This window comes from Frankia torreyi (assembly GCF_000948395.1).
Lineage (GTDB): Bacteria > Actinomycetota > Actinomycetes > Frankiales > Frankiaceae > Frankia > Frankia torreyi.
In genome coordinates this window covers 1-26,573 of record NZ_JYFN01000079.1, presented here as the reverse complement: position 1 = coordinate 26,573, position 26,573 = coordinate 1, and the positions used below count along the sequence as shown (strand labels likewise).

Genomic DNA, 26,573 nt, shown 5'->3' with positions numbered 1-26,573 from the left:
GTGATCTTCCACAGCGACCGCGGCGCGCAATACACGTCCGATGCCTATCATCGAACCCTGAGCAAGCACGGCGCGCGACCCTCCGTCGGCGCCACCGGAGTGTGCTGGGACAACGCCGCCGCCGAATCCTTCTTCGGCACACTCAAAAATGAACTCGTCTACCGAGAAATCTACCCCACCCGCCGCGCCGCCCGCAGTGCGATCGCCGAGTACATCGAAGTCTTCTACAACCGGCAGCGACTCCACTCCACCCTCGGCTACCACACTCCGGAACACGTCGAACATCTCTACCTGACGAGTCAGACATCAATACCGGAGGCGGCGTAAAGCTGATATAGTCCAACTATCGCGTGTCCGTGAAACGGGCAGCACCTCAGACCTTCAGCGTGGGTGAGGTGACTGAGCTGGCGGCCGGACAGATCGCCGTAGCTGTCCAGGACGGCATCAATGCTGGATCGTTCATCCGGCAGGAGCGCGTCCGCATTTCCTCTGGGCCACTCGGGTCCGACGGTGTACAGACCGCGATGGGCGTCAAAGAGCTCGTACACCACAGGCCCGTTTGCCCATGCCTGGATCTCCTGGGGGAACAGGGGACGCTGCTCCCACACAAGGTGCCACGCCTGCGAGTAGTAGACGAGCTTCTGTAGCTTCATGGTCGACATCGGCCCGCGAGCCCGCAGGATGTAAGCCGCGACGTCGTGCGCAGTCGCCATCTACCCTCCGCTCCAGCTCCTCGGTCCCCGGGATCACCGGGATCACCCTAGCTGCGGGAGCCCGGACGACACCTACCGTCTACCCCGGCCCCCGGCGGCGGACTCTGCACCTTCCGGCGTAGCGCCTTCCGGACAGCACTCAGGCTAGGAGCGCGGTCCGACAGAAAGACCCGCGGCATACGGACCCGGATCGGAAGAGTCGCCAGATGGTCGATATGAGTAGTTCGACCAGTTCGACGGTCCGCTCAGGGAGGCCAGCGACCGCGCGGTCGACCCGGGCGATGGCCTGCAAGAGCGCGGCGCAGCGGTTGGTCTCGTCGCGCAGGACGGGCAAAAATGATCGCCAGGTGCGGACGGCCTTCCCATACTGGCCAGATGGAGGTCGATAGCCGCGTAACGGCCCGGTACGAGTTGGCTGATGAGGACCGGCGTCTGTGGAAGCCGGGCCTCGGTGACCTGGTCCGGCTACGGAGCTGGGACATCTTCGCCCGGTTCCTGCCCAGGCATGGAAGTGTCGTCGATGTCGGCGGTGGACCAGGGAGGCACGCCGCGCACCTCGCCGAACGTGGCCACGACGTGCTCCTCATCGACCCGGTCGCCCGCCATGTCGACAGGGCACGAGCCCGCAGCCGGTCGCAACAGCACGCACCGTTTCGAGCCCAGCTGGGCGAAGCTCGCCGTCTGCCGGTCGCCGATCAAGCCGCCGACATCGTGCTGCTGATGGGCCCGCTCTACCACCTCGTCGAGCCGGACGACCGGGCGGCGGCGCTGCGCGAGGCGAGCCGTGTCCTTCGACCCGGCGGAACCGTTCTGGTCGAGGTCATCACCCGACACGCCTGGGTCCTGGACGCGACGAGGAAGGGCCTACTCGAAAGCGGCGAGATCTGGGACGATTTCGACCACAACCTACGGACCGGCCTGAGCCAGGACCCGACCCGCCCCACCGAGGGCGGTTTCTGGGCCTACTTCCACCACCCCGAGGAGCTGCGCGCGGAGCTCGACCGCGCCGGCTACCAGGACATCAGTCTTGTCGCTGTCGAAGGTTTCGCCTGGCTGCTGGGGGACCTCGAGCGGCGAATGGCCGACCCCGGCGATCTCCTCCGAGCCATCCGTCTGACCGAAACCGAACCCTCGATGCTCGGAGCAAGCGCACACGTCATCGGCGTAGCACACAGTCCCAGGCCATAGAGCCGGAGTCGCACCGCAGCCGTAGTACGGCACCGTCGTCCATGTTCAGGCTGCGATCTCCTGCCCTCGAAGACGGCTCTCGTAGCGCACCGCGGCCTCGACGTCCGCGTCCGGCAGCTCATAGGCCTCAGCGATCTCCGCGATGGACTCGCCGGCAGCCCACAGCTCGTACAGGTTCGCCGTGCGAGTGCTGCGCACCACCGGGGAACCGAACTGCCGCAGCGGGTCGAGGACGACCTGGCGGGAAGTGCTGTCCGGGAACAGGCGCAACGCCTCATCCTCGCCGACGCCAGCACCTGGTGCGAACTCGACCATTTCGAAGAAGTGCTGCGCCTTTGGCGCGAGCACCAACTGCCCGTCGCTGATCCGGACCATGGACAGCGAACTGCCGAGGCCGACCTCTTCCTGGACCGCGAGCACGACGTCCATCCCGAACACGTAGGGCTTGGCGTGGGCGAGGGGGTAGGACACCCCGAACCGCTCGCGTAGGCGCTGCACGACGATCCGCATCTTTTGCAGGGAGATCCCCTTGACGCGGTACTCCCGGAGATAACCAGCTTCGACGAACTCGCCCCAGGTGACCGCCTCGTTCCCGGTCCGCTCGGGGCGGATCACCGGGTCATAGTGGATCTCCCCACGGGTGTAGCCGTCGATCCACCCTCTCAGGCGTGCCGGGCTCACCGCGAGCAGGCGGGCTGCCTCGCTCATCGAGTAGACCTCGCGGTCCAGCACCCTGACGGTCACCCCAACATCATGGCTCATGGACAAGATCGAAGGCATCCGCGCGCGCCCTCTGTGCAGCATCGGACCACCCACCTCGACCTGGACGTTGCCGGCTTCGGCAAGCTTGGTTCAGCGCCCCTGCCGGTCGGCGGCATACCGGCGGGCTACCTGGGCCCGCCACGCGGCCGCCGAGCCTCCCCCTTGGGCGGCCCGGACCGTCCACAGGCAGGTCACGTAGCAGGCGAACGCGGTCAGGGCGTCCGGTGCGACCGTCCAGCAGGCGAGACCGGTCGCCCACTGTCCGGCGTCCGCCGGTTCATGGCCGGCCCCGACAAGCCGGATCACCATGAACGCCGCGTCAACCCAGCAAGCGGCGGCGGGCCGCGCCCAGTCCACCACCCGCACCACCGGGCCGTCGATGAGGAGCCGTCCCCCCATCCACAGTGCCGGCGGAGACCACCGGACCGGCCTGTCCGGTGATTGCGTCTTTCACCTCGCCTGACAGATCATCCCATTCGATCATCGATAGAGCTTGTGCGAGGTGGCGTGGACGGTAGGGCGGGATCGGTGGGGTGAGAGCATCGCCTCCGAAGGTGCGACGGCCGCCGTCGAGTTCGCGTTCACCGAGGCCGGCCGTAGCCGCCCAATCTTGATCATCCATCCGGAGAACATCAGCTTCATCCGCGTCGCCGAGCAGCTTTGGTCTCACCCTCGCCGAGGGACCCATCGACCGAACGGTGAGCCGCGGAACATCTACGCGATCAGCCGGGCCGAGTGGGTCTCCCGGACAACATCAACCATCGGAACCTGATCCGCCTAGAGGTATGGAGCGGTGTGGCACGGTGGCCGGATGACGGGGAATGCGTGGGATGGTCTCGGGGAGGACTGGGCCGCCGAGGAGGATGCGCCGGGCCTGCGGGTGCGGCGGTACGACGTGGCGCGCGAGCCGGGTGAGGTAATCCCGCGACGGCTCGGTGATCTCGGGATCCGGGTGTACACGGCAGAGGCGACCGACGAGTTCGTTGCCTGCTTCATTCCGACGATCTTGTATCCCGGGGATGAGCAGTACGCGGGGTACGACCTGCGTCTACCGCCCGGGGCGGTCGCCGAAGCGTTGCCGTCGCGGCGTCGGTGGCGCTCGTGGCGGGAACGGTGAACGGGCGGGACGGTGATGTGGAGGTTCAGGCCGGTACCGGCCCAGACCGGCGGGTCGCGGGGCGGGGTGTAGGCGGGAGCGGCCTCGGGAGAGATCGGGGCCGATCCTGTCCTGCCTGATCGAAGGCTGGGCAGTCCGGCGAACCCGGGAAGATCGTTGCGGAGGATGAGAGATTCGAACTCTCGAGGGGTTGCCCCCAACACGCTTTCCAAGCGTGCGCCCTAGGCCACTAGGCGAATCCTCCGTCGATGAGACTATCTGATCGTCGCCGGTCCGTGGACGCGGGGTCGCCCAGCCGCGCGCAGTCAGGCCCAGCGCGCCTCTCGGGGCACCCTGGTCCGCCTGGGCACGGCCCGCTGACCCCGGCCGTTGGGGGCATCGGCCGCCGGACCGTCCCGTGTTGCGGTAACCGGCGTGGGTCGGGCCTGCGCGGGGAGCGACACTGGCAAGATCCCGGAGGCTGACGCGGTTCCGCGGAATCTGAATGACCGTGTCACGTGGCCGTGGTGGTGGCTTGTGGTGGTGGCTTGTGGTGGTGGCTTGTGGTGGTGGGAGGACGGGTCCGAGGGCGGGGCGGCGCGTCGGTGGGGCCCGAGGTCGAGCGGGCCGCGGGCCGCGGCGGCGAGCGCGGAGCGTGGCGGCGGCTGGCGGGTGTTCGGGGTGGCTGCGTGGGAGAGCGCCGATGTGGTCGCTCTGATGGGTTCGGCGTCCGGTATGTCCATACCCAAGGACCACAGGACACCGGCCCCCCGCACACCCCCGTTCCCACCCCCGTCACCCGTCACCGCACGTAACCAGACGGCTGGGCCTCGACCCGGGTCCCGGGCGAACACCCGCGCAGGCGCGAGGACAGGCCGCACGCGAGCTCCTGGCCAGCGGAGGGCGGAGGCCGGACTTCCTTGCCCTTCCAGAGGGTTCCGCGCCCGATTCGTCCCCCCGGCAGGGAAAAGGATAAAGCCGAGCCCCGGCGCCAGCGCGGACGGCGGTCGGGCGCGGACGACCGCCGGGGCGGGGTGGCGGCCGGTTCGGGTGGGGCGGGGGACCTCCGGATTCATGATCGTCCGGGACGGGCTAGACTGCGGAGCAGACCCCTCGTGCGGCGTTACCCTCGTGAAACCCCCCAGGGCCGGAAGGCAGCAAGGGTAAGCGGGCTCTGACGGGTGTGCGGGGGGTCCTCTCGTTTCGCCGATCGTCTCGTCGAGCACGCGGAGCAGGCCAGTGAGCACAGCGTTGTACAACCGGTACCGTCCCGCGACCTTCGCTCAGGTCGTCGGCCAGGAACACGTGACCGACGCGCTGCGCAAGGCTCTGCGAACCGGCCGGCTGCACCACGCGTACCTGTTCAGCGGCCCGCGGGGCTGCGGCAAGACGTCCTCGGCCCGGATCCTCGCCGCCTCGCTGAACTGCGAGCAGGGGCCCACCCCCGAGCCCTGTGGCGTGTGCGACGAGTGCGTCGGCATCCGCACCGGCGCCTCGATGGACGTCACCGAGATCGACGCGGCCTCGCACGGCCTCGTCGACGACGCCCGGGACCTGCGCGAACGGGCCTTCTTCGCCCCCGCCTCGGCCCGCTTCAAGGTGTTCGTGGTCGACGAGGCGCACATGGTGACGGCCGCGGCGTTCAACGCCCTGCTGAAGGTCGTCGAGGAGCCGCCGCCGTACCTGAAGTTCGTCTTCGCCACCACCGAGCCGGACAAGGTCATCCCGACGATCCGGTCCCGCACCCACCACTACGCCTTCCGGCTCGTCCCGCCGGGCGTGCTGCGCACGCACCTGGCGTCGATCTGCGAGCAGGAAGGCGTCACCGTCGACCCGACGGTGCTGCCGCTGGTCGTGCGGGCCGGGGCGGGATCGGTCCGGGACTCGCTGTCCGTCCTCGACCAGCTCCTCGCCGGGGCGGACGACGACGGCCTGCACTACGACCGCGCGGTGGCCCTGCTCGGCGTGACCGACGGGGTCCTGCTCGACGAGACCGTCGACGCGCTCGCGCGGCACGACGGTGCCGCCCTGTTCACCGTCGTCGACAAGGTCGTCTCCGCCGGGCACGACCCGCGGCGGTTCGCCACCGACCTGCTCGACCGGTTCCGCGACCTGATCATCATGGCGGCCGTCCCGGACGCCGATGCCCGCGGGCTGCTGGAATCCTTCTCCCCCGACCAGATCGACCGGATGCGCGCGCAGGCCGCCGCGGTCGGCCCCGCGGAGCTGTCCCGCACGGCGGACGTGCTGCACGGCGGCCTGGTCGAGATGCGGGGCACGACGAGCCCGCGGCTGATGCTCGAGCTGATCCTCGCCCGCGCGCTGCTGCCCGCGGCCTCGGCGGACCCGGCGGCGCTGCTGACCCGGCTGGAACGGCTGGAGCGGCGTTCCGTGCTCGCCGCTCCCGACCCGGCCGCAGGGCACCCGGCCTCGGCGCCCGGCTTCAGCCCGGGCCCGGTGGCGGGCAGTTCCCCGTTCCGCGGTGCCGACGGCCCGGATGGCCCGCATGGCCCGGACGATGCGGCGAGTCCCGCGCGGGAAGCGGCGCCCGCTCGGCCGGCACCCGCTCACCCGGCGCGCGCCGCCGCGGCTCCCACGTCCCCGGGGCTGGCCGGCGGGTCGTGGGACGCGGCCTCGGCGGCCGGCGGGATCGGTGCGGGTGCCCCGACCGGTGGCGCCGGCTACGGGCCGCCGCCGGCAGGCACCAGCTTCGGGCCGCAGCCGGGAGCCGGTGGCGGCCCCGGAGCCAGGCAGGGCGCCGGAGCTGGGCAAGGCGCCGGAGCTGGGCAAGGCCCCCGAGTTGGGCAAGGCGGTGGGGCTGAGCAACGTGGTGGGGCTGGGCAACGCGGCGGGGCCGGGCCGGGCGGCGGGCGGATCGACGCCGCTGGCCTGCGGATGCTGTGGGACGAGGTCCTCGTGCTCGCCGGCCGTCGCAGTCGCAAGACGCACGCGATCCTGAAGGACCACGCGACCGTCGCCGACGTGCGCGGTGACGAGGTGGTGCTCGCCTTCGCCAGCCCGACGATGGGACGGATGTTCGGGCAGGGCAACAACGCCGAAGTGTTCTGCACCGCGTTGGCGGAGAAGATCGGCGGGACCTGGCGGGTCAGTGTGGGGCCCGCGGGAGGCTCCGGTCCTGGGCGGGGTGGCGGCGGCCGGCCGGCCGGGGGACCGCCACCGCCCGGCGGTGGCTTCGGTGGCCAGCCGGGATCAGGACCAGCCTGGGCCGGTCCTGATCAGCGCGCCGGTGGCGGTGGACCGGCGCCGGCGGCGGGCGGCCGAACCGGCGGGCCCACACCAGGCCAATCTGGGCCAGGGCAACCCGTGGCGGGGCACTGGCAGGGGCCGGGCGGCGGAAATTACCCGGACCACCAGGATCATGCGGGTTATGCGCCCGCCGGTGAGGGACCTGGCGGCGTGGACGGCGGCGGTCGACCGCCCGCTGCGGCGGGCTGGGCACCCGGTCCGGGCGGTCCCGCGCCGCGCGCCGACAGTGGGGGCGCCGGCCGGGCGGCAGGCGCATACGGTCCCGCGGGCGGACCCGGGCGAGGCGGAGCCAACGACGGCTGGCGCGGCCCCGGCGGGGGGCCGGGCGGGGATCATCACCCGGGCCATGAGGGCGACAGCCCCCGCTTCCCCGAGCCCACCCCGCCAACCCACGATCAGATCGGGGACGGCGGCAGCGGTACCCACTCCGGCGACCGCGGCCAGGGGTCCGCCGCCGCCCACGGCATCGCCGGACAGCGCGACGCCGGTGCGCACGCCGCCGGCCAGAACAACGCCAGCCAGAACAGCACCGGCCAGAACAGCACCAGCCAGAACAGCACCGGCACGGCCGGAGCCGGTGGGCACGGTTCGGCGGGGGGTAGCACGGCGGGAACGGGAAGTGGTGGCACGGCCGCCGCACCGCCGGTCAACGACGAGCCGTCTCTCGACGACGACGATGCCCCGGGGCAGGCGGGCGGCGCCCGCGGCGGCGCGGAGGCGGCGATGTCCCTGCTGCGAACCGGGCTCGGCGCCACGGTCATCGAACAGATCCCGACAAGCTGACAGGAAAGTAGGCTCGTCGACATGTCGAACTCGCAGACCTCCGCCGGCGATGGGACCCCGGCCGGCGGTGGACTGCCCGCCGGTGGTGGGGCCCACCTGGGGCAGATCCTCCAGCAGGCGCAGAAGATGCAGGCCGCGCTCCTGTCGGCCCAGGAGGAGCTCGCCTCCGCCCGGGTGGATGGCACGGCCGGCGGCGGCCTGGTCAGGGCCACCGTCAACGGTGGCGGCGAGCTCGTCGACCTCACGATCAGCCCGGAGGCGGTCGATCCGGAGGACACCGAGACGCTCGCCGATCTGATCCTCGCGGCGGTCCGCGACGCGACCACCAACGCGCATCGGCTCGCCGCGGAACGGATGGGCTCGCTCACGGGTGGGCTGGGCGCGAGCGGGCTGGGCGCCGGCGGGCTGGGTGGGGCCGCCGCTGCCGGTGGGGCCGGTGGGGCGCTCGGCGGGCTGGGTGATCTCGGTGGCCTGCTGGCCGGCGGCGGCGCTGTGCCGCGCGGTCCCGGTCGTCCCGGACTGGGCTGACGGGCGGGAGCACCGATGTATGAGGGCATCGTCCAGGACCTGATCGACGAACTCGGGCGGCTGCCCGGCATCGGCCCCAAGAGCGCCCAGCGGATCGCGTTCCATCTGCTGGCCGCCGACCCGGTGGACGTCCGCCGGCTGGCGACCGCGCTGACCGAGGTCAAGGACAAGGTCCGGTTCTGCCGGAGCTGCTTCAACGTCGCCCAGTCGGAGCTGTGCCGGATCTGCGCCGATCCCCGCCGCGACCAGGCCCTGATCTGCGTGGTCGAGGAGCCCAAGGACGTCGTCGCGATCGAGCGCACCCGGGAGTTCCGCGGGCGGTACCACGTGCTCGGCGGGGCGATCAACCCGATCGGCGGGGTCGGGCCCGACGACCTGCACATCCGCGAACTCGTCGCGCGGTTGGCCGACGGCACGGTGACGGAGCTGATCCTCGCCACCGACCCGAACACCGAGGGTGAGGTCACCGCCTCCTACCTCGCCCGCCAGATCGGGCCGATGGGGCTGCGGGTCACCCGGCTGGCCAGCGGCCTGCCGATGGGCGGCGACCTGGAGTGGGCCGATGAGGTGACCCTCGGCCGCGCCTTCGAGGGACGCCGGGTCGTCACCGCCTGACCCGCCGGCCGGCGGGTCAGGCGGGTCAGCCGGTCAGAAGCCGAGGATGGGCGCGTACGTCGAACTGGGGATCGAGGCGAGGGTCAGCAGGACGACGCTGACATCGAGGTGGTCCGCCTCGGCGCTGAACACGGCGTGCAGGCCACGGGTGCGGTAGACGTCCACACCGTGGTCGCGGACGACCCGCACGCCGAAGACCTTCGTCGCCCTGATCCACCAGATCCGGCCGGCGGCCCGGATCCGAATCTGGCGGGCGTCGCGCCGCATGCCGGTCGTCAGCCGGCCCAGCCGGTCCGTGGGCAGTCGCGGCTGGTCCACGTAGCCGACGATGTCCCGCTCCGGGCCGTGCACGACGAGCCGGGCAGGGTGGGCCGCGGAACCGGGCTCGACCAGGTCGAGCTCCGTGGTGATCTCTCGGTCCCGGGGAAACATCTCGGCCGCCCAGACGCCCTCTCCGTGCAGGACCCGCTTGCCCTGCGGGCCGCCCTGCGGATGCCCGTGGGGCAGCATTCCACCGATGATCCGTCCGGCGCCGTCCAACCGCCACGCCACCGAGATGACGGCGCCCGGTGGCAGGGCGGCGCCGAGATCACCGGCATGACGTAAGGGACAGGTCCGCACGCCTCGGATCCACCTATCCATCCAGGCCGCTCAGGTGCCGTCGCGCCCGCGCACGACCCGGGACCGCCCCCCTGGGGCCCAGCGCGCCTCCGAGTGAACCGAGCTTCCTCCTGGAGATCATCCGACACCTCCCCGCCGCCCCCGGTCACCGTCCGCACATATGGTCACTTTCTGCCACCGGGCCTGGCTGCCGCCGGCCGTCCATGTGTGGATCTGCAACGCATCGCTGCGCTGTGCACCCAGATGCTACGCCGCGCGCCCATGTGCCCATCATGTGCACTCGCGCGAGCATGTGCGCACGCTTTCGCGATCTCGTCCGCCCACGCTTTCGGACGCGCGTTGGCACCGCCGTCCGAACGGGCGTCGGCGATCGCCTTGGAACGTTCATCCAGCGGAGCGTTCGCACGTGCATATGCCCGATACGTCCGCCCATCCGGTCGCTCCTACGGACCACGCAACGACCACGGCGAGGGCCGCCGCCAGGCCCGATGCCGACCCCCGCGGTCAGCGGACGCGGAGCCGGGCGGCATGGTTAGAGGCGGCCGGTCCACCGTCCATCAGGAGGTCCTCCGTATGATCATCAGCTCGCATGTCGGCGCGGGCGCCTTCGTGGGTATGGCGATCCGGCATCCCGTGCCCGCCCTGGCCGCGGGATTCCTCTCGCATCTCGCCATGGACGCACTGCCGCACTGGGGCACCGGCCCGAACACCGAGCCGGAGTGGCTGCCGATCGCGCGCCGGGACGGGGTCGCCGGGCTCGCTGCCATGGCACTGCTGACCGCGTCGGCCCCGGACGGGCGGCGCCTGGCCGTCCTCGCCGGCATGACCGGCGCCTGCCTGCCCGACACCGACAAGGTGGGCCGGTACTTCGTCGGTTCCAGTCCCTGGCCGAGCCGGTTCGACCGCTTTCACGAGAAGATCCAGAACGAGGCCCGCCACCGGCTGCCCCGCGAGGTGGCGACGGCCGCGGCCCTCACCGTCGCGGGCACGGTGCTGCTGCGCCGGCTGGCCGCCCGCGCGTCCTGACCGGCCGGTCCGGGCCCGGCCGTGCCGTCCGTCAGGGCAGCGGGCTGCCCGGCCGTGCCGTCAGGGCAGCAGGACGGCCGCGCCGGTGACCCGGTCGGCGGCGAGGTCGCCGAGGGCCCGGTCGGCGGCGGCGAGCGGGTAGGGCGACACCGTCACCGCCAGCCGGTGCTCGGCGGCGATCGCGAGGAACTCCGCGCCGTCGGCCCGGGTGTTCGCGGTCGTGCTGCGCAGGTCACGCTCCTGGAACAGGTGGTCGGCGTAGACGAGTGGCGGGATGTCGCTGAGGTGGATACCCGCCACGGACAGGGTGCCACCGCGGTCGAGGGCCGCGAGCGCCACCGGCACCAGCTCGCCCACCGGCGCGAACAGCACCGCCGCGTCCAGCGGCTCGGGCGGCGCGTCGTACGCCCCGCTCGCGGAGGCGGCGCCGAGCTCGAGGGCCAGGGCCTGAGCGCGGGCCGAGCGGGTCAGCACGTGGACCCGCGCGCCCTGGGCGATCGCCACCTGGGCGGCGAGATGGGCGGACGCGCCGAAGCCGTAGATGCCCAGCCGGCCGCCAGGGGGCAGCTCCGCGCGCCGCAGCGCCCGGTAGCCCACGATGCCGGCACACAGCAGCGGGGCGAGCTCCGCGTCGCTGTAGCCGGTGGGCAGCCGGTAGGCGTAGTCGGCGCGGACGCAGACGTACTCGGCGTACCCACCGTCGACGTCCCAGCCGGTGTAGGTCGACGCGGGGCAGAGATTCTCCGCGCCGCGGGCGCAGTAGACGCAGGTCCCGTCGGTCGAGGCAAGCCACGCCACGCCCAGCCGGTCACCCAGGCGCACCCCGCGCGGCCCGACTCCAACGCCGACGTCCGCGGCACCGAGGGAACCCGCGGCACCGAGGGAATCCACAGCGCCGAGGAGCCCCTCGGCGCCGGGCTCGACGCTCGGGGGTGTGGCGGCATCCGTATCCGGGGCCACCGCCGTGTCCGGGGCCAGCGCCACCCCGGGGCCGATCGCGTCGACCCGGCCGACGACCTCGTGCCCCGGCACGGTGCGCGGCCGGTGCGGCCCGAGGTCGCCCTCGGCGAGATGCAGGTCGGTCCGGCACACGCCGCACGCGTCGACGCGCAGCCGGACCTGCCCGGGCCCCGGTTCGGGCACGGGCAGCTCGGCCGCGCGCAGCGGCCCGGTGCCCATCGGCCCGGGCGTCACGACCTGCCAGGCCCGCATGACCCGCTCCGGCCCGCGGCTCAGACGCTGACGCCGTGGTCGCGGGCCAGTCCGCCGAGGTCGTTGTGGCCCTGGCCCACTGCCCGGAACTTCCAGTCGGCGCCGTTGCGGTAGACCTCGCCGAAGATCACGACCGTCTCGGTGGAGTAGTCCTCGGACAGGTCGTACCGAACCAGCTCGTTGCCGCCCTGATCGACGACCCGGATGTAGGCGTTGCGCACCTGGCCGAAGTTCTGGCTGCGGTTCACCGCGTCGTAGATGGAGACGGGGACGACGATCCGGTCGATCTCGGCGGGCACCGAGGGCAGGTTGATGATGATGGACTCGTCGTCGCCCTCGCCCTGACCCGTCTTGTTGTCGCCGGTCAGCGTGATCGCTCCCTCGGGCGAGGCGAGGTTGTTGTAGAAGATGAAGTAGCTGTCGTTGAAGGCCTTGCCGTCCGCCCGCAGNCCGATGGCCGAGGCGTCGAGGTCGAAGTCGGTGCCGGTGGTGGTGCGGGCATCCCAGCCGAGCCCGACGTTCAGCGCGGTGAGCTGGGCGGTGCCGGCCTCCGCGGCCTGCTTCGTGAGGCTTACGTTGCCACCCTTGGCGAGGCTGACTGCCATTGCGGATCGTCCTTCCTGGACTGATGCGTCGGGGACCATCGCCGGCAACCGCGGGACGCGGTCGATATGACGCGGTCGGTGCCGTCACCCTGGCACAACGGATCGGATCCGCCCAGCGTGCCGTCGTCGGGACGACAGCGTTGCGTCGGGGCGGGGTCGCCTCGGGTCGGACCCCGGGCACGCTGCGCAGACGTGCGCCCAGGTCACATCGGAGCAATCCCCGGCGAGCGGAGCGGGCAGGTGTCGGCGCTCGGTAACCTGGCTGCCATGGCGCTCCTGGTCGCGAAGTTCGGTGGATCCTCCGTTGCCGACGCGGACCGCATCAAACGAGTCGCCGAGCGGGTCGTCGAGGCGCGGCGCGACGGCAACGACGTGGTGGTCGTGGTGAGCGCCATGGGTGACACGACCGACGAGCTGCTCGACCTCGCCGAGCAGGTGTCACCGCTGCCGCCGGCCCGCGAGCTCGACATGCTCCTCACCGCCGGCGAGCGGATCTCGATGGCCCTGCTGGCGATGGCGATCACCACTCTCGGCGCCGAGGCCCGGTCGTTCACCGGCTCCCAGGCCGGCGTCATCACCGACTCGGTGCACGGCAAGGCCCGCATCATCGACGTCACGCCGGGCCGGATCCGGGCGGCCCTGGACGAGGGTGCGATCGCGATCGTCGCTGGTTTCCAGGGCGTCAGCCAGGACACCAAGGACATCACCACCCTGGGTCGGGGCGGCTCGGACACGACCGCGGTCGCGCTCGCCGCGGCGCTGCACGCCGACGCGTGTGAGATCTACACCGACGTCGACGGCGTGTTCAGCGCCGATCCGCGCATCGTCCCCGACGCCCGCCGCATCGACACGATCTCCTACGAGGAGATGCTGGAGATGGCGGCCTGCGGCGCGAAGGTCCTCATGCTGCGCTGCGTCGAGTACGCGCGTCGCTACAGCGTCCCCGTGCATGTCCGGTCGTCGTTCTCCTCGAAGCCGGGCACGTGGGTCACCGAGATTCCGGAGGCACAGCTCGTGGAACAGGCCATCATCCGCGGCGTCGCGCACGACGTCAGCGAGGCGAAGGTGACGGTCGTCGGCTGCCCGGACAAGCCGGGGGTGGCGGCGGCGGTGTTCCGGGCCGTCGCGGACGCGGACGTCAACCTCGACATGATCGTCCAGGTCGGCTCGGTCGCGGGTTCCGGCCGCACCGACATCTCCTTCACCCTGCCCAAGGCCGACGGGCGGACCGCGCTGACGGCGCTGGCGAAGGTGCAGGGCGAGATCGGCTTCGAGCGGACCCTCTACGACGACCACATCGGCAAGCTCTCGCTGATCGGCGCCGGGATGAAGTCGCACCCGGGGGTGTCGGCGCGGTTCTTCGGCGCGCTCGCCGACGCCGGCGTCAACGTGGAGATCATCTCTACCTCGGAGATCCGGATCTCGGTGGTGGTGCGCGACACCGACCTGCCGGGTGCGGTGCGCGCCGTGCACGGCGCCTTCGAGCTCGGCGACCCCGACGGCGGGGCGGTCGTCTACGCGGGCACCGGCCGATGAGGACACCGACCGCAGACAGCGCGGCACTGATCGCGGCCAGCACGGCTCCGATCGCCGAACGCACGGCACTGATCACGGCTCACCTGGAGGATGGGGCATGACGGGCAACGAGGCCGGCCGACGGCCGACGCTCGCGGTGGTGGGCGCGACCGGCGCGGTCGGCACGGTGATGCTGTCGATGCTCGCCGAGCGTCCGGACGTCTGGGGGGAGATCCGGCCGGTGGCCTCGGCCCGCTCGGCCGGGCGCACCGTGCGGGTGCGCGGCGCGGACGTCGCCGTGCAGGTGCTCTCGCCGGAGGTCTTCGACGGTGTCGACGTCGCCGTGTTCGACGTCCCCGACGACGTGTCGGCGCAGTGGGCGCCGGTGGCGGCGGCGCGCGGCGCGGTCGCGGTCGACAACTCGGGCGCCTTCCGGATGGACGACGACGTCCCGCTGGTCGTCCCCGAGGTCAACGCCGACCAGCTCGCCGCCCGCCCGCGGGGCATCATCGCCAACCCGAACTGCACGACCCTGTCGATGATCGTCGCGCTCGGCGCGCTGCACCGGGCGTTCGGCCTGGAGTCGATGTTCGCCGCCTCCTACCAGGCCGCCAGCGGCGCCGGGCAGGCCGGCATCGACACCCTCTACGACCAGCTCGCCACGGTCGGTGGGACGCGGGAGCTCGGCCAGACCGCCGGCGACGTGCGCAAGGCGATCGGCGAGGAGGGCCTCGGCCCGTTCCCCGCACCACTGGCCCTCAACGTCGTGCCGTGGGCCGGGTCGCTGCGCGACGGCGGCTGGTCGTCCGAGGAGTTCAAGGTCCGCAACGAGTCCCGCAAGATCCTGGGCCTGCCGGACCTGCGGGTGTCCGCGACCTGCGTGCGGGTGCCGGTGATCACCACCCATGCCGTCGCGGTGCACGCCCGCTTCGCGCGGCCCGTCACCGGCGAGGAGGCCCGCGCGGTGCTGCTCGGCGCCCCCGGGGTCGCGGTGGTGGACGACCCGTCCGCCGGCGAGTTCCCCACCCCTTCGGATGTGGTGGGCACCGATCCCACCTGGGTCGGGCGGATCCGGCAGTCGCCGGACGACCCGCACGAGATCGCGCTGTTCCTCTGCGGCGACAACCTGCGCAAGGGAGCGGCGCTGAACACGCTGCAGATCGCCGAACTGCTCGTCGCCGGGCAGGCCGGGCAGGCCGCGTCGACGACCAGCTGACGGCCGGCTGACGCGGGGCCGGACTCCGCGAGTGGTGGGCCGGCCGGCGCCAACGCGCGGCCGGCCTGTCACGAGCCCGCACGCCATCCATGTCGAGCCGTGATTGGTCGGGTCGCGACAGCGCGCCGCACATTCGCTTTCCGTGCGTTTCTCAGCAACCTTTAAGCTTTGGTTGCCGAGAGGAGCCGCAAGCGAAGACCGAGAACAAGCGGTCGGAGAACCGCGATGCGGTTACCCGCGCTTTGCACGAACAGCCATCGCCCCGGCGGCGATCCGTCACCGAAATCACCCCGAGCGGCAAAAGTACGGCGCCCCACGGGAAGGCGGATCAACCGGTCCCGATGGTGGGACACCGAAGACCGTTCCATTCCCGCTTGGCCAGGGGGAAAGGCGCCTTCTGGAGAACTGTCCGATCGAGGCTCCGACCGAGGCGACATACCCGACAGGGCCGGGGAAACGAAGCCCTCCGGCACGATCGGGCAGTCGTGCAATCGACTCCGCCACGTGACGAACGACGCGGAGAAGCGGTCAGCCCGCCCAGCGGAGCACCCGATGGGCGGGCTGACCGTGAAGTCTCTCGTGGCTCAGACGACGCGGACGGCGTCGGCCTGCGGACCCTTCTGACCCTGGGTCACCTGGAACTCGACCCGCTGGCCCTCCTCAAGTGCCTTGTAGCCGTCCATCTGAATCGCGCTGTAGTGAACGAAGACGTCGGAGCCGCCGCCGTCCACGGAGATGAAGCCGAAGCCCTTCTCCGAGTTGAACCACTTCACCGTGCCCTGAGCCACGTGCCGTTCTCCCTGCTGGTGCAGTCAGGACCCGCACCGCGCGGGCCCCGGACCGAACGCCAGGAAGCCACAAGAGATCCTGGCGCTGTTCCGCCGCGCCTCGGTTGAGACGCGAACCGGCGAACTCCGGCCAGGGACGACGCTACACGGACGGAGGGCTTCGCGGGAGTCCTCCGAGCAAGGAAGTCCACTTCATGCCCCGGTAACAGAACAACACCGCTGGTCCGGCCACGGGCTAGTACACCCGGGTCGTCCCGCAATCCGTCGAGCTGACAGGGATTTCCCAGCGTGAGCAGCGTGCGGCACCGACCGGGCGGTGGATGGCCCAGACGTGGCAACTCGGACGGGTGACCGACGGGACTTTCGATCCGACCACGACCTGAACCACATCTCGGCCCACAATCGGGCCCACACCGCCGACGGACCCCCACCGCCGACGGGCCCCCACCGCCGACGGGCCCTTACCGCCGACGGCCGGTCCCGGCCAGGCGCGGCTACTCGTCGCCGGCGGGCCGCAGCGGACCGCGGCCGGCCGAGAGCCGCTCGGCCGCCGCGGCGATCTCGGTGAGATCGGCGCCGGTGAGGGTCAGCGAGCCGGCCGGCAACCAGCCGTCGAGCTGGTCCGGGCGGCGGGCTCCGACGATGGCGCCGCTCACCCCGGGGAAGGCCAGCGTCCAGGCGACCGCGACGGCGGCGACCGTGGTCGCGTGCCGGCGGGCCACCTCGGCGAGCACGTCGACGAGCGCGAGGTTGCGTTCCAGGGCCGGCGGGTTGAACTCGGCGGCCTGGCGCCGCCAGTCGTCGGCCGGCAGCTCGGCGGTCCGCGTCGTGCTCCAGCGCCCGGAGAGCAACCCGGACTGCATCGGGCTGTAGACGATCGTGCCGATGCCGTGGGCGGCGGCATACGGCAGGATCTCGGCGGCGACGGCGCGGTCGATCAGGGAGAAGGGCGGCTGCAGCACGTCCACCCCGCCGGCCGCTGCGGCCTGCTCGAGCTGGTCGACGGAGAAGTTGGACACGCCCACCGAACGGATCTTGCCGGCGGCGCGCAGCTCGTGCAGCGTCCCGACGGCGTCGGCGATCGGCGTGCCGTCCTGCGGCGGCCAGTGGAGCTGGTACAGGTCGATGCGGTCGACGCCGAGCCGGCGCAACGAGGCGTCGACCTCGGCCCGGATCGAGGCCGGGGCGCCCACGCGGGCCGGCGGGACGGTCCGGTCGGCGTCGTCCCAGACCAGGCCGCACTTGGTGAACACGTAGGGCCGCTCGGCCGCGGGGATGTCGGCGAGCGCCCGGGCAACGAGTTCCTCGGAGTGCCCGAGCCCGTAGACGGCGGCGGTGTCGATCCAGTTGATCCCCGCCGCGACCGCGTGACGGATCGCCGCGACCGCCTCGGCGTCGTCCTGGGCACCCCAGCCGAAGGCCCAGCCCGCTCCGCCGATCGCCCAGGCGCCGAAACCCACCCGGGTGATCTGCATGCCCGTCGGGCCCAGCGGCGTCGTCGGGAGCGTGGTCGAGGTGGTCATCGCGAGCCTCCTGCGGCACCGGGACGAAGGCGGGGTCGACCGGAGGCTACCCGCCCCCGGCCGTCCGACGCCCCGGCGTGCGGCCGCTCAGTCGAGCCAGCGGCGGTACTTCGCAGCGGAGATCCGCGGCCAGGCATCGAAGAAGTCCCGTTCCGCCAGCCGGCCGCGGCATTCCTCCAGCCCGAGCAGCACGCCGAGCGTGAACGCGGTGGGGTCGCCCTGGGCCTGGGCGGCGACGCCCCAGCCGCGCAGGAGATCGCGCGCGATGGTGGCGTCCTGGTGAGTGCCGAGCAGCTCCTGCGCCCGCTCCGCCTGGCCGACGAGTGCCGTCGCGTCCTGGCCGTACAGCGGGGTCACCGCCTCGACGGCGTACCGCAGCCGCTTGGCCTGCTTGCGCGCGGAGTGCAACAGCTCGTCCCGGTCGTGGCCGACCGGGAGCCCGGCGGCGGCGGTCACCTTCTTACCCAGCCGCCGGTCGGCGCGGTGAACGAGGCCGGGCAGGACCTTGCCGGCCGGGCGCCGCGCCGCGCCGGTCAGCGGCGCGCGGACCAGGGTGAGCAGGCTGGCGACGAGGGCGAAGTACCGGTCGCTGCGCAGCATCGTCAGCGCCTCCTCGCGGGCGGCGGCCATCCCGGTGGACAGGTGGGCGCTGACCGTCTCGTGGACCGGCCCGGCGACCAGGTCCGCGGGCAGCTCGGCCAGCCGGCCGTCGAAGTAGGCGATCTGCACCTCGGCGTCGCGGGCGCCGGACAGCGCGCCGGCCAGGTCGCGCAGCTCCTCGTCGAGCAGCGTCACCGTGTCGGCCGGGAACAGCGGCGCGAAGGTCCGCAGCGTGCTGCGGGCCCGCCGGCAGGCCACCCGCATCCGGTGGACCGCCTCGGGCTCGTCGAGCCGCACCCGCGGGTCGGCGGCAAGCAGAGCGCGCACCTGCTCGATGAGGTAGGCGCGCACGACCTCGCCGGCCGGGGCCCGCCGGCGCGGGCGGCGCGGCAGCGGGGGCACGTCCGGCCCAGGTCCGGCGGCGAGCGCGGGCCCGAGCAGCCGGCCGAGCTTCGAGGAGTCCGCCGCCGCGACCGCCCCGGCCGCCAGCAGCAGCTCGCCGACGTCGTCGAGCAGGCCACGCTTGCCGTCGACGAGCTCGACCTCGATCTCCCGCCAGGTGCTCACGACCGTCGCCTCGCCGAGTGTCTGGGCGGAGACCTGGTCGTCGACGACCTCGGCAAGGTCGACGCCGGCGGCGTCGCGCAGCCGCCGGGCGGTGCGCAGGGTGCGCAGCCGGGCGACCGGACGCAGCTCGCCGCCGCGCAGGTGCACCGACACCAGGTCGACGAACTCCGCCGGCGGGGTGTGCCGCGCGCCCGCAGCCACGTCGACCACGCCGTCGGCGGCGTCGAGCGGGAGTTGCAGCTCGTCGCGCTCGCCGACGCGGACCGGCAGCTTCAGGTGCCAGCCGGCGTCGGAGCCGCCGGTGCGCCGGCGCAGAGTGATCCGGTTACGGGCAAGGCGCAGGTCGTCGGTGTCGAAATACACGGCCTCGAGGCTGACTGCGCGGCGGGTCCGCGCGGTCGCGACCCCGGGCACGCCACCCAGCTTCGGCAGCACGAAGGTTGGCTCGACGGCGTACTTACGTTCGATCTCACGGACCCCGGTGGCCATCCGCCCCGCCCTCCTCGTCATTCGCCCACACCGTCACTTCGGCCCCACCGTCACTTCGGCCCCGCACCGCGTGCGCGGCGCACCCGGGCAGCCCACGCCCACCCGTCCCTCGTGGTTGTCCGATGGTCCGTCGGAGCGTCAGGAAGAATAGCTTCGGACACCTGATAGACGACTTGTGTTTCCCTGTCGTTAACCTTAGCGCGGAGCGGGAATCCAGGAGACCTTCCCGACCAGGAGCACATAGCCGACGAAGGCCACCGTGTCGATGAGCGAGTGGGCGATCACCAGCGGCAACACCCGGCCGTTGCGCTGAAACAGCCGGGCGAACAGCAGCCCCATCGCGAGGTTGCCCGCGAACCCGCCCAGGCCCTGGTAGAGGTGGTAGGAACCACGCAGCAGCGCGCTGGTCGCCAGCGCCCGCCCCGGCGTGACGTCGAGCTCGCGCAGCCGCACCAGCAGATAGCCGGTGACGATGACCTCCTCGGCGAGGCCGTTCTGGCAGGCGCTCAGGACAAGGACCGGCACCCGCCACCACACGTCGGGCAGGCTCGACGGCGCGACGGTGAGGTTGGCGCCGCTGTGCCAGGCCAGCAGGTAGAAACCGAGGCCGAGACCGCCGATCCCGGCCGCGAGCAGGGCGCCCTGGGCGAGGTCCGGGCCGGGTCGCCGGCCGTCGAGGCCGATCGCGCGCCGCCCGCCGCCGTGGCGGGCCAGCAGATGCACGGCCAACAGCACGGGCACCACGCCGGTGGCGACGTCGGCCAGTTGCAGGGCGAGATCGAGCCACGGGCGGCCCGGCGCGGCCGAGGTGTTCAGCCGGGCGACCTGGGAACGGACCGGTCCCGGCCGGGTGAGCACGCCGACGTAGCGGATGAGCGCGTAGAGCGCGGAGGCGGCGAAGGAGACCCCGAGCACGAGCCAGACCTCGGCGGCCAGAACCCGCCGGGTGAGCGGTTCGGCCGTGACCGGCGCCTGCGGGGGGGCATCCGTCACGGGTCGACCGTAGCCCACCCGGATGGGCGGCCCGACCACGGATCGGCCCGGCGGTGGGTCACCGCCGGGCCGATCCAGGGCCGCCGATCGGGTCGGCCGGTCAGTCCACCGGCTCGGGCCGGGTGAACAGCCGGTACAGCACGATCATCGGCGGCAGGACGATCACGAGACCACCGACGACCGCGTAGAGCATCGCGTGGATGTTGGTCGACGGAGCCGCGGCGTCGTCGACCGTCACCTGCCCCACGATCAGGTCGGGGTACTGGGCGATCGCCCAGCCCCAGAGCATGGCGGCGACCGCGAGACCCGCCGCCAGCCGGGCGGCGACGAACTGGTTACGCGCCAGCGCCACCAGGGAGCCGATCCCGCCGATCGCGGAGAGCACGACCAGCAGCAGCGAACGGTCGGCGAATCGGTGCGCCACCACGGGAGCCTGGTCCCAGAACAGCGGCAGCAGGATCAGCGCGAGGATGCCGCACACCACGGCCCCGCCGACGGCGCGGCGGCGGAAGTCGGCCACCAGGTGCTCGGTGGCCGGCGAGGCCGCCGCGTCCTTGCACAGGTAGACGGCGGCGAGGAAGGCCGTCGCGGCAACCGCGAACAGCCCGCAGACGAGGCCGAACGAGCTGCGGACCGGGGCGAACGGGTCGTCGGGCGACATGTCCCCGGTGGCCAGCGCCGCCCCGGCCACCCCGAGCGCGAACGGGGTGATCGTGGACGACACCGCGAAGACGTGCCCCCACCAGTGGTCGGGACCCGCCGCACCGGCGCCGTAGGCACGGTAGACGTAGGCCGCGCCGCGCAGCACGATGCCGACCAGCGCGGCCGACAGCGGAACCTCCAACGACGAGCCGACCACCCCGTAGGCGGGCGGAAACCCGCTGAACAGGGCGACGACGATGAACACGAGCCAGACGTGGTTGGCCTCCCACACCGGCCCGATCGCGTTCGAGATCAGCTTGCGCTGGGCCCGCGCATCCCGTCCCCGGGCGAGCAGATCCCACACGCCGCCGCCGAAGTCCGCGCCACCGAGCAGCGCGTAGGCGGTCAGGCCGATCACCATGACGACGAGGAGCAGGTCGGCGGAGGTCATCGGGTCTCTCCCCGGTCGGTGCGGCCGGCGGTGCGCGCGCCGGTGTCGGGACGGCGGGCGGTGGAGGCGTGCCGGCCCCCGGCGGAGCGCCGGCCCAGCAGGCTGTGCCAGCCGGGCGCGCCACGCCGGTTCGACGGCGCGGGCCGCCCGCCCCCGGAGGACCCGGTGGGGTGCGGCTCGGGCCGGGGCCGCGGGATGGTGGGCGACGCGGGAGCCGGCGTCGCGGGCGGCGAGGTCGGCTCGGCGCCGTCCGGCCGCGGGCTGATGGTCGGCGGCGGGTTGCGGCTCGGATCCACGCCGGGCTCGGCGCCCGTCAACGGCTCGGCCGCTGTGGACGGCTCGGTTTCGGTCGGCGGCTCGGACCCGGTGGACGGGTCGGACCCGGTCGGCGGCTCGGACCCGGTGGACGGCTCGGATCCATCGGACGGGTCGCCTACCCCGGTGGCCATGATGCCGCCGGCGGGAGCGGGTGCGCCGGCGGGGGNCACGGGGNGGCGGCCGGGGAGGAGCACCGCCACCGGCATGCCCGTCTGGTCACGCTCAGAGAGCAGATCCGTCCGGGGCGTGTACCAGGCGACCGGCTCGGCGGCCGGGTCGTACTCGGCGGCCGGAACGTGCCGGGCGGCGGGAACGTACGTGGCGGCCGGGACATACCTGACCGCAGGGACGGACTCGGCCGCAGGGAAGGACCTGGCGGCCGGCACGTACCTGACCGCAGGGACGGACTCTGCGGCAGGGAAGGACTCGGCGGCAGGGAAGGACCTGGCGGCCGGCACTCCCTGGGCGGCCGGCACTCCCCGGGCGGCCGGGATGTACTGCGCGGCGGGGACGGACTCCTTCGAGCCGGACTCGTCGCCGCCGCTGCCCTGTTCCGGTCCGGAGCCGGCCGGGCCCGAGCCGCCGCTGCCGGACCCGCCGTCGCGCGGACGGGGGGCGGTGGGGGCCGAGGGACCGACGGGCTTGCCGGGACGAAGCTGCTCGCCGCTGGGGCCGCCGGTGGCCATCCGCCGCAGGATGAGCAGCAGGGCGCCGGCGAGCCCGAGGTACAGCACCAGGGTGCCCGCGAACATCGGCGCGACCGCGTCGCCGCCGGCAACGCCCTCGACGACCCGCATGTGGTCGCCGACGATCCACGGCTGGCGGCCACCCTCGGTGACCTCCCAGCCGGTGAGCATCGCCAGCATCGCCGCCGGCCCGGTGCACGCCGCGGCGATCAGCCACGGCCTGCTGGTGGGTAGCAGCGGGCGCTCCCGGCGCCGGCGGCGCCGCAGGACGACGAGGCCGGTGAGCAGCGACAGGCCGATCAGGGCGGAGCCCGCCCCGACCATCGTGGTGAACGCGCCGTGCACCAGCGTGCCGTTCGGTCGTTCGTCCGGCGGCGCGCCGTCCAGGCCCTTGATCACATGGCCGGTGCTGAAGCCCTCCAGCAGGGACAGCCCGCTGGGGATCTCCAGGCCGTAGCGGATCTCGCCGGTCTTGTCGTCGTAGATCCCGCCGATGGCGAAGGGGGCATGCGACCCGGTGTGGTAGAGGCCCTCCATCGCCGCGAGCTTGAACGGCTGGTTGGCGCCGGCGACGCGGGCCGCCCAGTCCCCGACGATGAGCTGCACCGGCGCGCAGACCAGCACGACCGCGAGCCCGATCTTCAGGCCGCGCTGGTGGTAGGTGTCACGACGACCGCGCAGCATGCCCACCGCGTAGATGGCCGCGACCACACCGCCGGCACACATCAGCGCCGCGAGCAGCATGTGGACGAGCTGCGGCGGGGTACCTGGACTGATGAACGGGGCGTACGGCTTGGCCTCGAGGAGCTTGCCGTTCTGCTCGACGATCCCGCGCGGCACGTTCATCCAGGCGTTGACCGTGATGATGAACGCCGTCGACAGGGTGCCGGAGATCGCGATCGGCCACAGCGTCAGCCAGTGGGCCCGCGGCGAGAGTCGCTTCCAGCCGTACAGGTACATGCCGACGAAGATCGCCTCGGTGAAGAACGCAAAGCCCTCCAGGGTGAACGACAGCCCAAGGGCGCCCCCGTATTTGGACATGAACGCGGGCCAGAGCAGCCCGAACTCGAACGACAACACTGTTCCCGAGACGGCCCCCACCGCGAAGAGAACGGCGAAGGCACGCGACCACTTCTTCGTCAGCGCCAGCCAGACCGGATCGCCGGTCTTGAGCCAACGTCGCTCGGTGTAGATCAGCAGCCATGGCAAACCGACACCGAACACGGCGAAGCAGATGTGGAACGCGAGGGAGAACGCCGTCTGGGCACGAGCGAGGTCGACGGCGTCGGCGGCGAGAACCATGCGCACGGCTCCTTCGAAGGACCGCGGGAAGAAATCGACCGGGATTCAGTCGACCTTCTACCCAAAGTAGAAGGTCCTAAGGTACGTAGCGGGGTGATCCGGTCGGCGGTCGGGCTTCCGTGAGGTCCACGACATGCGCGACGCCGGCCGGCGGGGCAGTGCATCGCGCGTCCCCTCTACGTGCATACGCCGTCTTCCGGTCACTTCCCTCCGCAAACCCCGTGTGACGTGCCCGTCAGCCGCGGACCTTGGCATTCGCTGCGTTCACCGCGGCACCAAAGGGCCCGTCCCGCGCATTCCGCGCAACTGGTCACGGCGGGCCGGAACAAGTGCACCCCCGGGCCGGGCCGGTCAGCTCCACCAAAAAAATAACTTTCGGATAACACATCGACGCCGCCAAGCGGGTAACCCGCCACAAGGCCGCCGGGAACGGCGGCGAATGCAATTGCCGACGCCGCCGTCGGGCCCGGCCGGACGCCGGGTGGCCGGGACGGTCCCCGGGGTGCACCCGGCCGAGGGCGGCGTGGGAGGAATGGGCCGGCGTCACGCCGAATCGGGCCAGGAAGAAGGTCCCGACGCCGCGTGGGGCGACGCCGGCCGGCGGCCGGCTCGGCGGTGCGACCTTCGGGCCACGGGCGGGTTGTGACGTCCGCGGCGCCGGCCCGAGCCGGCTGACGGCGGTGCGAGGCCGCCCGCACCCGCCGTCGCGAGGCGAACGCCGAGGTCGCGCGGCTGTGTGACGGAGGAGGCGACGCGAACGAGACCGTTCCGCCGCCCTGAACTTCTACGCGACGTAGGATAGACGTATGGCGCGCCTGGGTGACCTCGAACGGTCGGTCATGGACGTGTTGTGGTCGAGCGATGGCTGGCTCACGGCCCGCGAGGTCGCGGCCCGCCTCGACCATGAACGCGATCTCGCGTACACCACCGTGCTGACCGTGCTCGAACGACTGGAACGCAAGGGTTTCGTCCGTCGGCAGCGGGCCGCTCGAGCCCACCGTTACGCCGCGTCCGACAGCCGGGAGGCCGTCGTCGCCGAGGCGATGATGGAGGCTCTGGGCACCGCGGATGACCGCGGTTCGGCGCTGGTCCGCTTTGTCGGATCGGTCTCGGCCGAGGAGGCGGAGATCCTCCGCCGGGCGCTGGAACCCCTGGGCGGCGATCCGGCCGCCGAGGCCCCGGATCCCGCCATCCCACCCCCACTTGGGGCGGACCCCGGCGGGCCGGACGGGCCGGCCGCGGTGACCACCGACTCGGATCGAACGGTTCAGATTCCACCGGACGGGCGGTAGCGTTGCCGGCGAGATGACGACCGCGGCCCTCCTCGCCCTGTTCGCGGGCGTGCTGGCCTGGCCGGTACCACGCCTGCTGGCTGCCGCGCGCTGGCCGCACCGCTGCCCGCGGGCGGCGATCGTGCTGTGGCAGGCGATCGGGCTGGCCGGCGGCGTCTCGGCGCTGCTGGCCGCGATCGCGTTCACCGTCTCCCCGCTGTCCACGAACACCCCGACCGCGATCACCGACCATCTCGGCAACATCGCGGCCGGATCCCCCCTCACCGGCCTGCGCTGGGTCAACCTCGTCGGGCTCGCCACGGCGACGGCCCTGGCCTGCCGGCTGTTCGGGGTGCTCTGCGCCTCCACCGCGGCGACCCTGCGCGAACGGCACCGGCACCGGCATCTGGTCGATCTCGCCGGCCGCCGCCACCGCGGGCACGGCGCGCGGGAGTCGGCCGACCACACCCNCCTCCNCCCGCCCACCACTCCCGCCAGCGGCGACGCCGACCCCGGCGACGCCCCGAGCGCAGGCGGCGGCAGTGGAAGCAGCGCCGATCCCACCACCTGCTGCCTGTGCGAACACCGCGACCGGGCCGGCATCCTGCTGCGGATCCTCGACCATCCGATCGCGGTCGCCTACTGCGTCCCGGGGGTCCGCCACGCCCGGGTGGTGGTCTCCAGGGGGCTGTTGAACACCCTCGACGCCGCCGAGCTGGACGCGGTGCTTGCCCACGAGGCGGCGCACGTGGCCGGGCGACACGATCTGGTGATCCAGCCGTTCGTCGCCTGGGAGCGCACCTTCCCCTTCCTACGACCAGCCCGGGAGGCGACGGCGGCCGTGTCCTTACTGGTCGAGATGCTCGCCGACGACGCCGCCGCCCGCGAGACCAGCCGCCGCTCGCTTGCCCGGGCGCTGGCCCGACTCGGCGTGGCCCGGGCCCCGGTCCCCGCGGGGGCGCTCAGCATCATCGGGCACCCGGCCGCCGTGCTGCCCGCCCTCGGCGCCGAGGATCCCCTGCCGGCCACGGCGGCCCGGTCAGCAATGCAGTTCGGTGGCGGCCCGGGAGGCAGCCCGGCCGGCGGGCCGGCAGGCGCCACCGCCGCTGCGGTGGCGCCGGACGCACCCGGCCTCCGGCTCGGGACAGCCAATCCGGTCATCTCGCGCATCGCGCGGCTACTCGACCCGCCGGGGGTCCATTGGTGGCTGCCCGCCGGGGCCTACCTGGCCGCCGCAGCCGTCCTAGCGGCCCCCCCGGTGATCGTCCTCATCGGCTGATCGCGCAGGTCACCGGCGGTTCGCGACCGCAGGCGGCGGCTCGGCAGGAGCCGGTGGAGCACGTGAGAGACGATTTATCTCTCTCCCGCCATCGCCCCCATAGGCAAGGCGCGGGCGAGTCGGCAGACTAGTAGACCGTCGCTGTTTAGTTCTGGGGTGTGGCAGGCTGGTGTTGGCAGATCTTCCTCGTCCCCTCTGCCGGTCAGGACAAGTCATGCCGTCACAGAAGAAGCGGCCGGTCACCTTGACCGCGGCCGATCGTGAAGCGTTGGTTCGGGTCACCACCACGGGTGTGCATCCGGCCTCGATGATCAGGCGGGCGCAGGTGCTGCTCGCGTTGGACACCTCGACCGGCGAGGTTGATCCTGTCGAGGTGATCGCGGCACGGCTGGGTGTCTCGGGTGAGACGCTGCGGCTGGTCGCCAAGCGGTTCGCCGAGACCAGCGGCGACATCTGGGCCACGGTCGGGCGCAGGCAGCGGGAACAGCCCCCGGTGCCCTCGCCGGTGACCGGGGAG

Annotated in this window: 24 protein-coding genes, 1 tRNA gene, 1 other RNA gene and 3 pseudogenes; 15 read left to right on the top strand and 14 right to left on the bottom strand. The window is 72.6% G+C overall.

Annotated features, from left to right (window positions below):
• A partial coding sequence (locus FF36_RS28260; protein ID WP_044888246.1) for an integrase core domain-containing protein occupies window positions 1–327 on the top strand: 327 nt, incomplete at its 5' end.
• Here the strand turns inward: FF36_RS28260 and FF36_RS28255 are convergent.
• Window positions 300–713, bottom strand: a complete 414-nt coding sequence (locus FF36_RS28255; protein WP_052681537.1) for a Panacea domain-containing protein — start codon at window positions 711–713, stop codon at window positions 300–302. The two genes, FF36_RS28260 and FF36_RS28255, sit on opposite strands and share 28 nt — an antisense overlap.
• A 411-nt stretch (window positions 714–1,124) precedes the next feature.
• On the opposite strand from FF36_RS28255, the gene FF36_RS28250 reads away from it, so the two are divergent.
• Window positions 1,125–1,901: a class I SAM-dependent methyltransferase gene (locus tag FF36_RS28250; protein ID WP_242422953.1), complete on the top strand. Its 777-nt coding sequence runs from the start codon at window positions 1,125–1,127 to the stop codon at window positions 1,899–1,901.
• A gap of 45 nt (window positions 1,902–1,946) precedes the next feature.
• Here the strand turns inward: FF36_RS28250 and FF36_RS28245 are convergent, their stop codons facing one another.
• Together FF36_RS28245 and FF36_RS28240 are read right to left on the bottom strand one after the other, a co-directional pair.
• Window positions 1,947–2,663: a DUF433 domain-containing protein gene (locus FF36_RS28245; RefSeq protein WP_242422952.1), complete on the bottom strand. Its 717-nt coding sequence runs from the start codon at window positions 2,661–2,663 to the stop codon at window positions 1,947–1,949.
• Window positions 2,664–2,753: 90 nt separating this feature from the next.
• The gene (locus FF36_RS28240; RefSeq protein WP_052681535.1) at window positions 2,754–3,062 is read right to left on the bottom strand and encodes a hypothetical protein; all 309 of its coding nucleotides are present in this window, start codon (window positions 3,060–3,062) and stop codon (window positions 2,754–2,756) included.
• Between the two features lie 103 nt (window positions 3,063–3,165).
• Between FF36_RS28240 and FF36_RS28235 the strand changes: the two genes are divergently transcribed.
• Window positions 3,166–3,435 carry a GNAT family N-acetyltransferase gene (locus FF36_RS28235; RefSeq protein WP_242419796.1) on the top strand — a complete coding sequence of 90 codons (270 nt, stop codon included), beginning with the start codon at window positions 3,166–3,168 and terminating at the stop codon, window positions 3,433–3,435.
• Window positions 3,436–3,474: 39 nt separating this feature from the next.
• On the top strand, window positions 3,475–3,780 hold the full coding sequence (locus FF36_RS28230; protein WP_044888244.1) for a hypothetical protein: 306 nt from the start codon (window positions 3,475–3,477) through the stop codon (window positions 3,778–3,780).
• Between the two features lie 159 nt (window positions 3,781–3,939).
• On the opposite strand, the gene FF36_RS28225 is transcribed toward FF36_RS28230, so the two are convergent.
• Window positions 3,940–4,024, bottom strand: a tRNA-Ser gene (locus FF36_RS28225).
• Between the two features lie 839 nt (window positions 4,025–4,863).
• Between FF36_RS28225 and ffs the strand changes: the two genes are divergently transcribed.
• The 4 genes from ffs (at window position 4,864) to recR (ending at window position 8,952) form a co-directional block, all read left to right on the top strand.
• Window positions 4,864–4,960, top strand: an RNA gene (ffs, locus tag FF36_RS32120) — signal recognition particle sRNA small type.
• A gap of 38 nt (window positions 4,961–4,998) precedes the next feature.
• Window positions 4,999–7,809, top strand: coding sequence for a DNA polymerase III subunit gamma and tau (locus FF36_RS28220; protein ID WP_044888243.1), 2,811 nt, complete (start codon window positions 4,999–5,001; stop codon window positions 7,807–7,809).
• Between the two features lie 21 nt (window positions 7,810–7,830).
• Complete coding sequence (locus tag FF36_RS28215; RefSeq protein WP_044888242.1) at window positions 7,831–8,337, top strand: YbaB/EbfC family nucleoid-associated protein; 507 nt, start codon at window positions 7,831–7,833, stop codon at window positions 8,335–8,337.
• A gap of 15 nt (window positions 8,338–8,352) precedes the next feature.
• Window positions 8,353–8,952: a recombination mediator RecR gene (recR, locus tag FF36_RS28210; RefSeq protein ID WP_044888241.1), complete on the top strand. Its 600-nt coding sequence runs from the start codon at window positions 8,353–8,355 to the stop codon at window positions 8,950–8,952.
• A 33-nt stretch (window positions 8,953–8,985) separates the two neighbouring features.
• On the opposite strand, the gene FF36_RS28205 is transcribed toward recR, so the two are convergent.
• Entirely contained in the window at window positions 8,986–9,594 is a 609-nt protein-coding gene (locus FF36_RS28205) for a hypothetical protein (RefSeq protein WP_044888240.1), read from the bottom strand.
• Between the two features lie 552 nt (window positions 9,595–10,146).
• Here FF36_RS28205 and FF36_RS28200 point away from each other — a divergent pair.
• The gene (locus FF36_RS28200) at window positions 10,147–10,599 is read left to right on the top strand and encodes a hypothetical protein (RefSeq protein WP_044888239.1); all 453 of its coding nucleotides are present in this window, start codon (window positions 10,147–10,149) and stop codon (window positions 10,597–10,599) included.
• A gap of 60 nt (window positions 10,600–10,659) precedes the next feature.
• On the opposite strand, the gene FF36_RS28195 is transcribed toward FF36_RS28200, so the two are convergent.
• The 3 genes and pseudogenes from FF36_RS28195 to FF36_RS39415 all read right to left on the bottom strand — a co-directional run.
• The gene (locus tag FF36_RS28195; RefSeq protein ID WP_044888238.1) at window positions 10,660–11,811 is read right to left on the bottom strand and encodes a zinc-dependent alcohol dehydrogenase family protein; all 1,152 of its coding nucleotides are present in this window, start codon (window positions 11,809–11,811) and stop codon (window positions 10,660–10,662) included.
• Window positions 11,812–11,831: 20 nt separating this feature from the next.
• Window positions 11,832–12,260: pseudogene (locus tag FF36_RS28190) on the bottom strand (TerD family protein); the annotation flags it as partial.
• Between the two features lies 1 nt (window position 12,261).
• On the bottom strand, window positions 12,262–12,416 hold a 155-nt coding region (locus tag FF36_RS39415), incomplete at its 3' end, for a TerD family protein (protein WP_242422954.1).
• Window positions 12,417–12,683: 267 nt separating this feature from the next.
• Here FF36_RS39415 and FF36_RS28185 point away from each other — a divergent pair.
• Window positions 12,684–13,952: an aspartate kinase gene (locus tag FF36_RS28185; RefSeq protein ID WP_044888248.1), complete on the top strand. Its 1,269-nt coding sequence runs from the start codon at window positions 12,684–12,686 to the stop codon at window positions 13,950–13,952.
• 97 nt (window positions 13,953–14,049) lie between these two features.
• The gene (locus tag FF36_RS28180; RefSeq protein WP_044888236.1) at window positions 14,050–15,147 is read left to right on the top strand and encodes an aspartate-semialdehyde dehydrogenase; all 1,098 of its coding nucleotides are present in this window, start codon (window positions 14,050–14,052) and stop codon (window positions 15,145–15,147) included.
• A gap of 584 nt (window positions 15,148–15,731) precedes the next feature.
• On the opposite strand, the gene FF36_RS28175 is transcribed toward FF36_RS28180, so the two are convergent.
• The 6 genes from FF36_RS28175 to FF36_RS28150 form a co-directional block, all read right to left on the bottom strand.
• Complete coding sequence (locus FF36_RS28175; protein ID WP_009740954.1) at window positions 15,732–15,935, bottom strand: cold-shock protein; 204 nt, start codon at window positions 15,933–15,935, stop codon at window positions 15,732–15,734.
• 494 nt (window positions 15,936–16,429) lie between these two features.
• Complete coding sequence (locus tag FF36_RS28170; RefSeq protein WP_044888235.1) at window positions 16,430–17,458, bottom strand: aldo/keto reductase; 1,029 nt, start codon at window positions 17,456–17,458, stop codon at window positions 16,430–16,432.
• A gap of 87 nt (window positions 17,459–17,545) precedes the next feature.
• Window positions 17,546–19,114 (bottom strand): CYTH and CHAD domain-containing protein, encoded by a 1,569-nt coding sequence (locus FF36_RS28165; protein WP_044888234.1) that lies wholly within the window; start codon window positions 19,112–19,114, stop codon window positions 17,546–17,548.
• Window positions 19,115–19,309: 195 nt separating this feature from the next.
• Window positions 19,310–20,107 (bottom strand): CPBP family intramembrane glutamic endopeptidase, encoded by a 798-nt coding sequence (locus FF36_RS28160; RefSeq protein WP_236706523.1) that lies wholly within the window; start codon window positions 20,105–20,107, stop codon window positions 19,310–19,312.
• A 100-nt stretch (window positions 20,108–20,207) separates the two neighbouring features.
• On the bottom strand, window positions 20,208–21,200 hold the full coding sequence (locus FF36_RS28155) for a cytochrome d ubiquinol oxidase subunit II (RefSeq protein WP_044888233.1): 993 nt from the start codon (window positions 21,198–21,200) through the stop codon (window positions 20,208–20,210).
• 493 nt (window positions 21,201–21,693) lie between these two features.
• On the bottom strand, window positions 21,694–23,506 hold a 1,813-nt coding region (locus FF36_RS28150), incomplete at its 3' end, for a cytochrome ubiquinol oxidase subunit I (RefSeq protein WP_242422951.1).
• A gap of 806 nt (window positions 23,507–24,312) precedes the next feature.
• Here FF36_RS28150 and FF36_RS28145 point away from each other — a divergent pair.
• The 4 genes and pseudogenes from FF36_RS28145 to FF36_RS28135 all read left to right on the top strand — a co-directional run.
• Window positions 24,313–24,798, top strand: coding sequence for a BlaI/MecI/CopY family transcriptional regulator (locus tag FF36_RS28145; RefSeq protein WP_044888231.1), 486 nt, complete (start codon window positions 24,313–24,315; stop codon window positions 24,796–24,798).
• 13 nt (window positions 24,799–24,811) lie between these two features.
• Window positions 24,812–25,247 (top strand): annotated as a pseudogene (locus FF36_RS39410) (M56 family metallopeptidase); the annotation flags it as partial.
• Window positions 25,248–25,254: 7 nt separating this feature from the next.
• Window positions 25,255–26,056 (top strand): M56 family metallopeptidase (locus FF36_RS39405; RefSeq protein ID WP_242422950.1); only part of this gene is annotated, 802 nt, incomplete at its 5' end.
• A gap of 214 nt (window positions 26,057–26,270) precedes the next feature.
• Window positions 26,271–26,573 (top strand): annotated as a pseudogene (locus FF36_RS28135) (helix-turn-helix domain-containing protein); the annotation flags it as partial.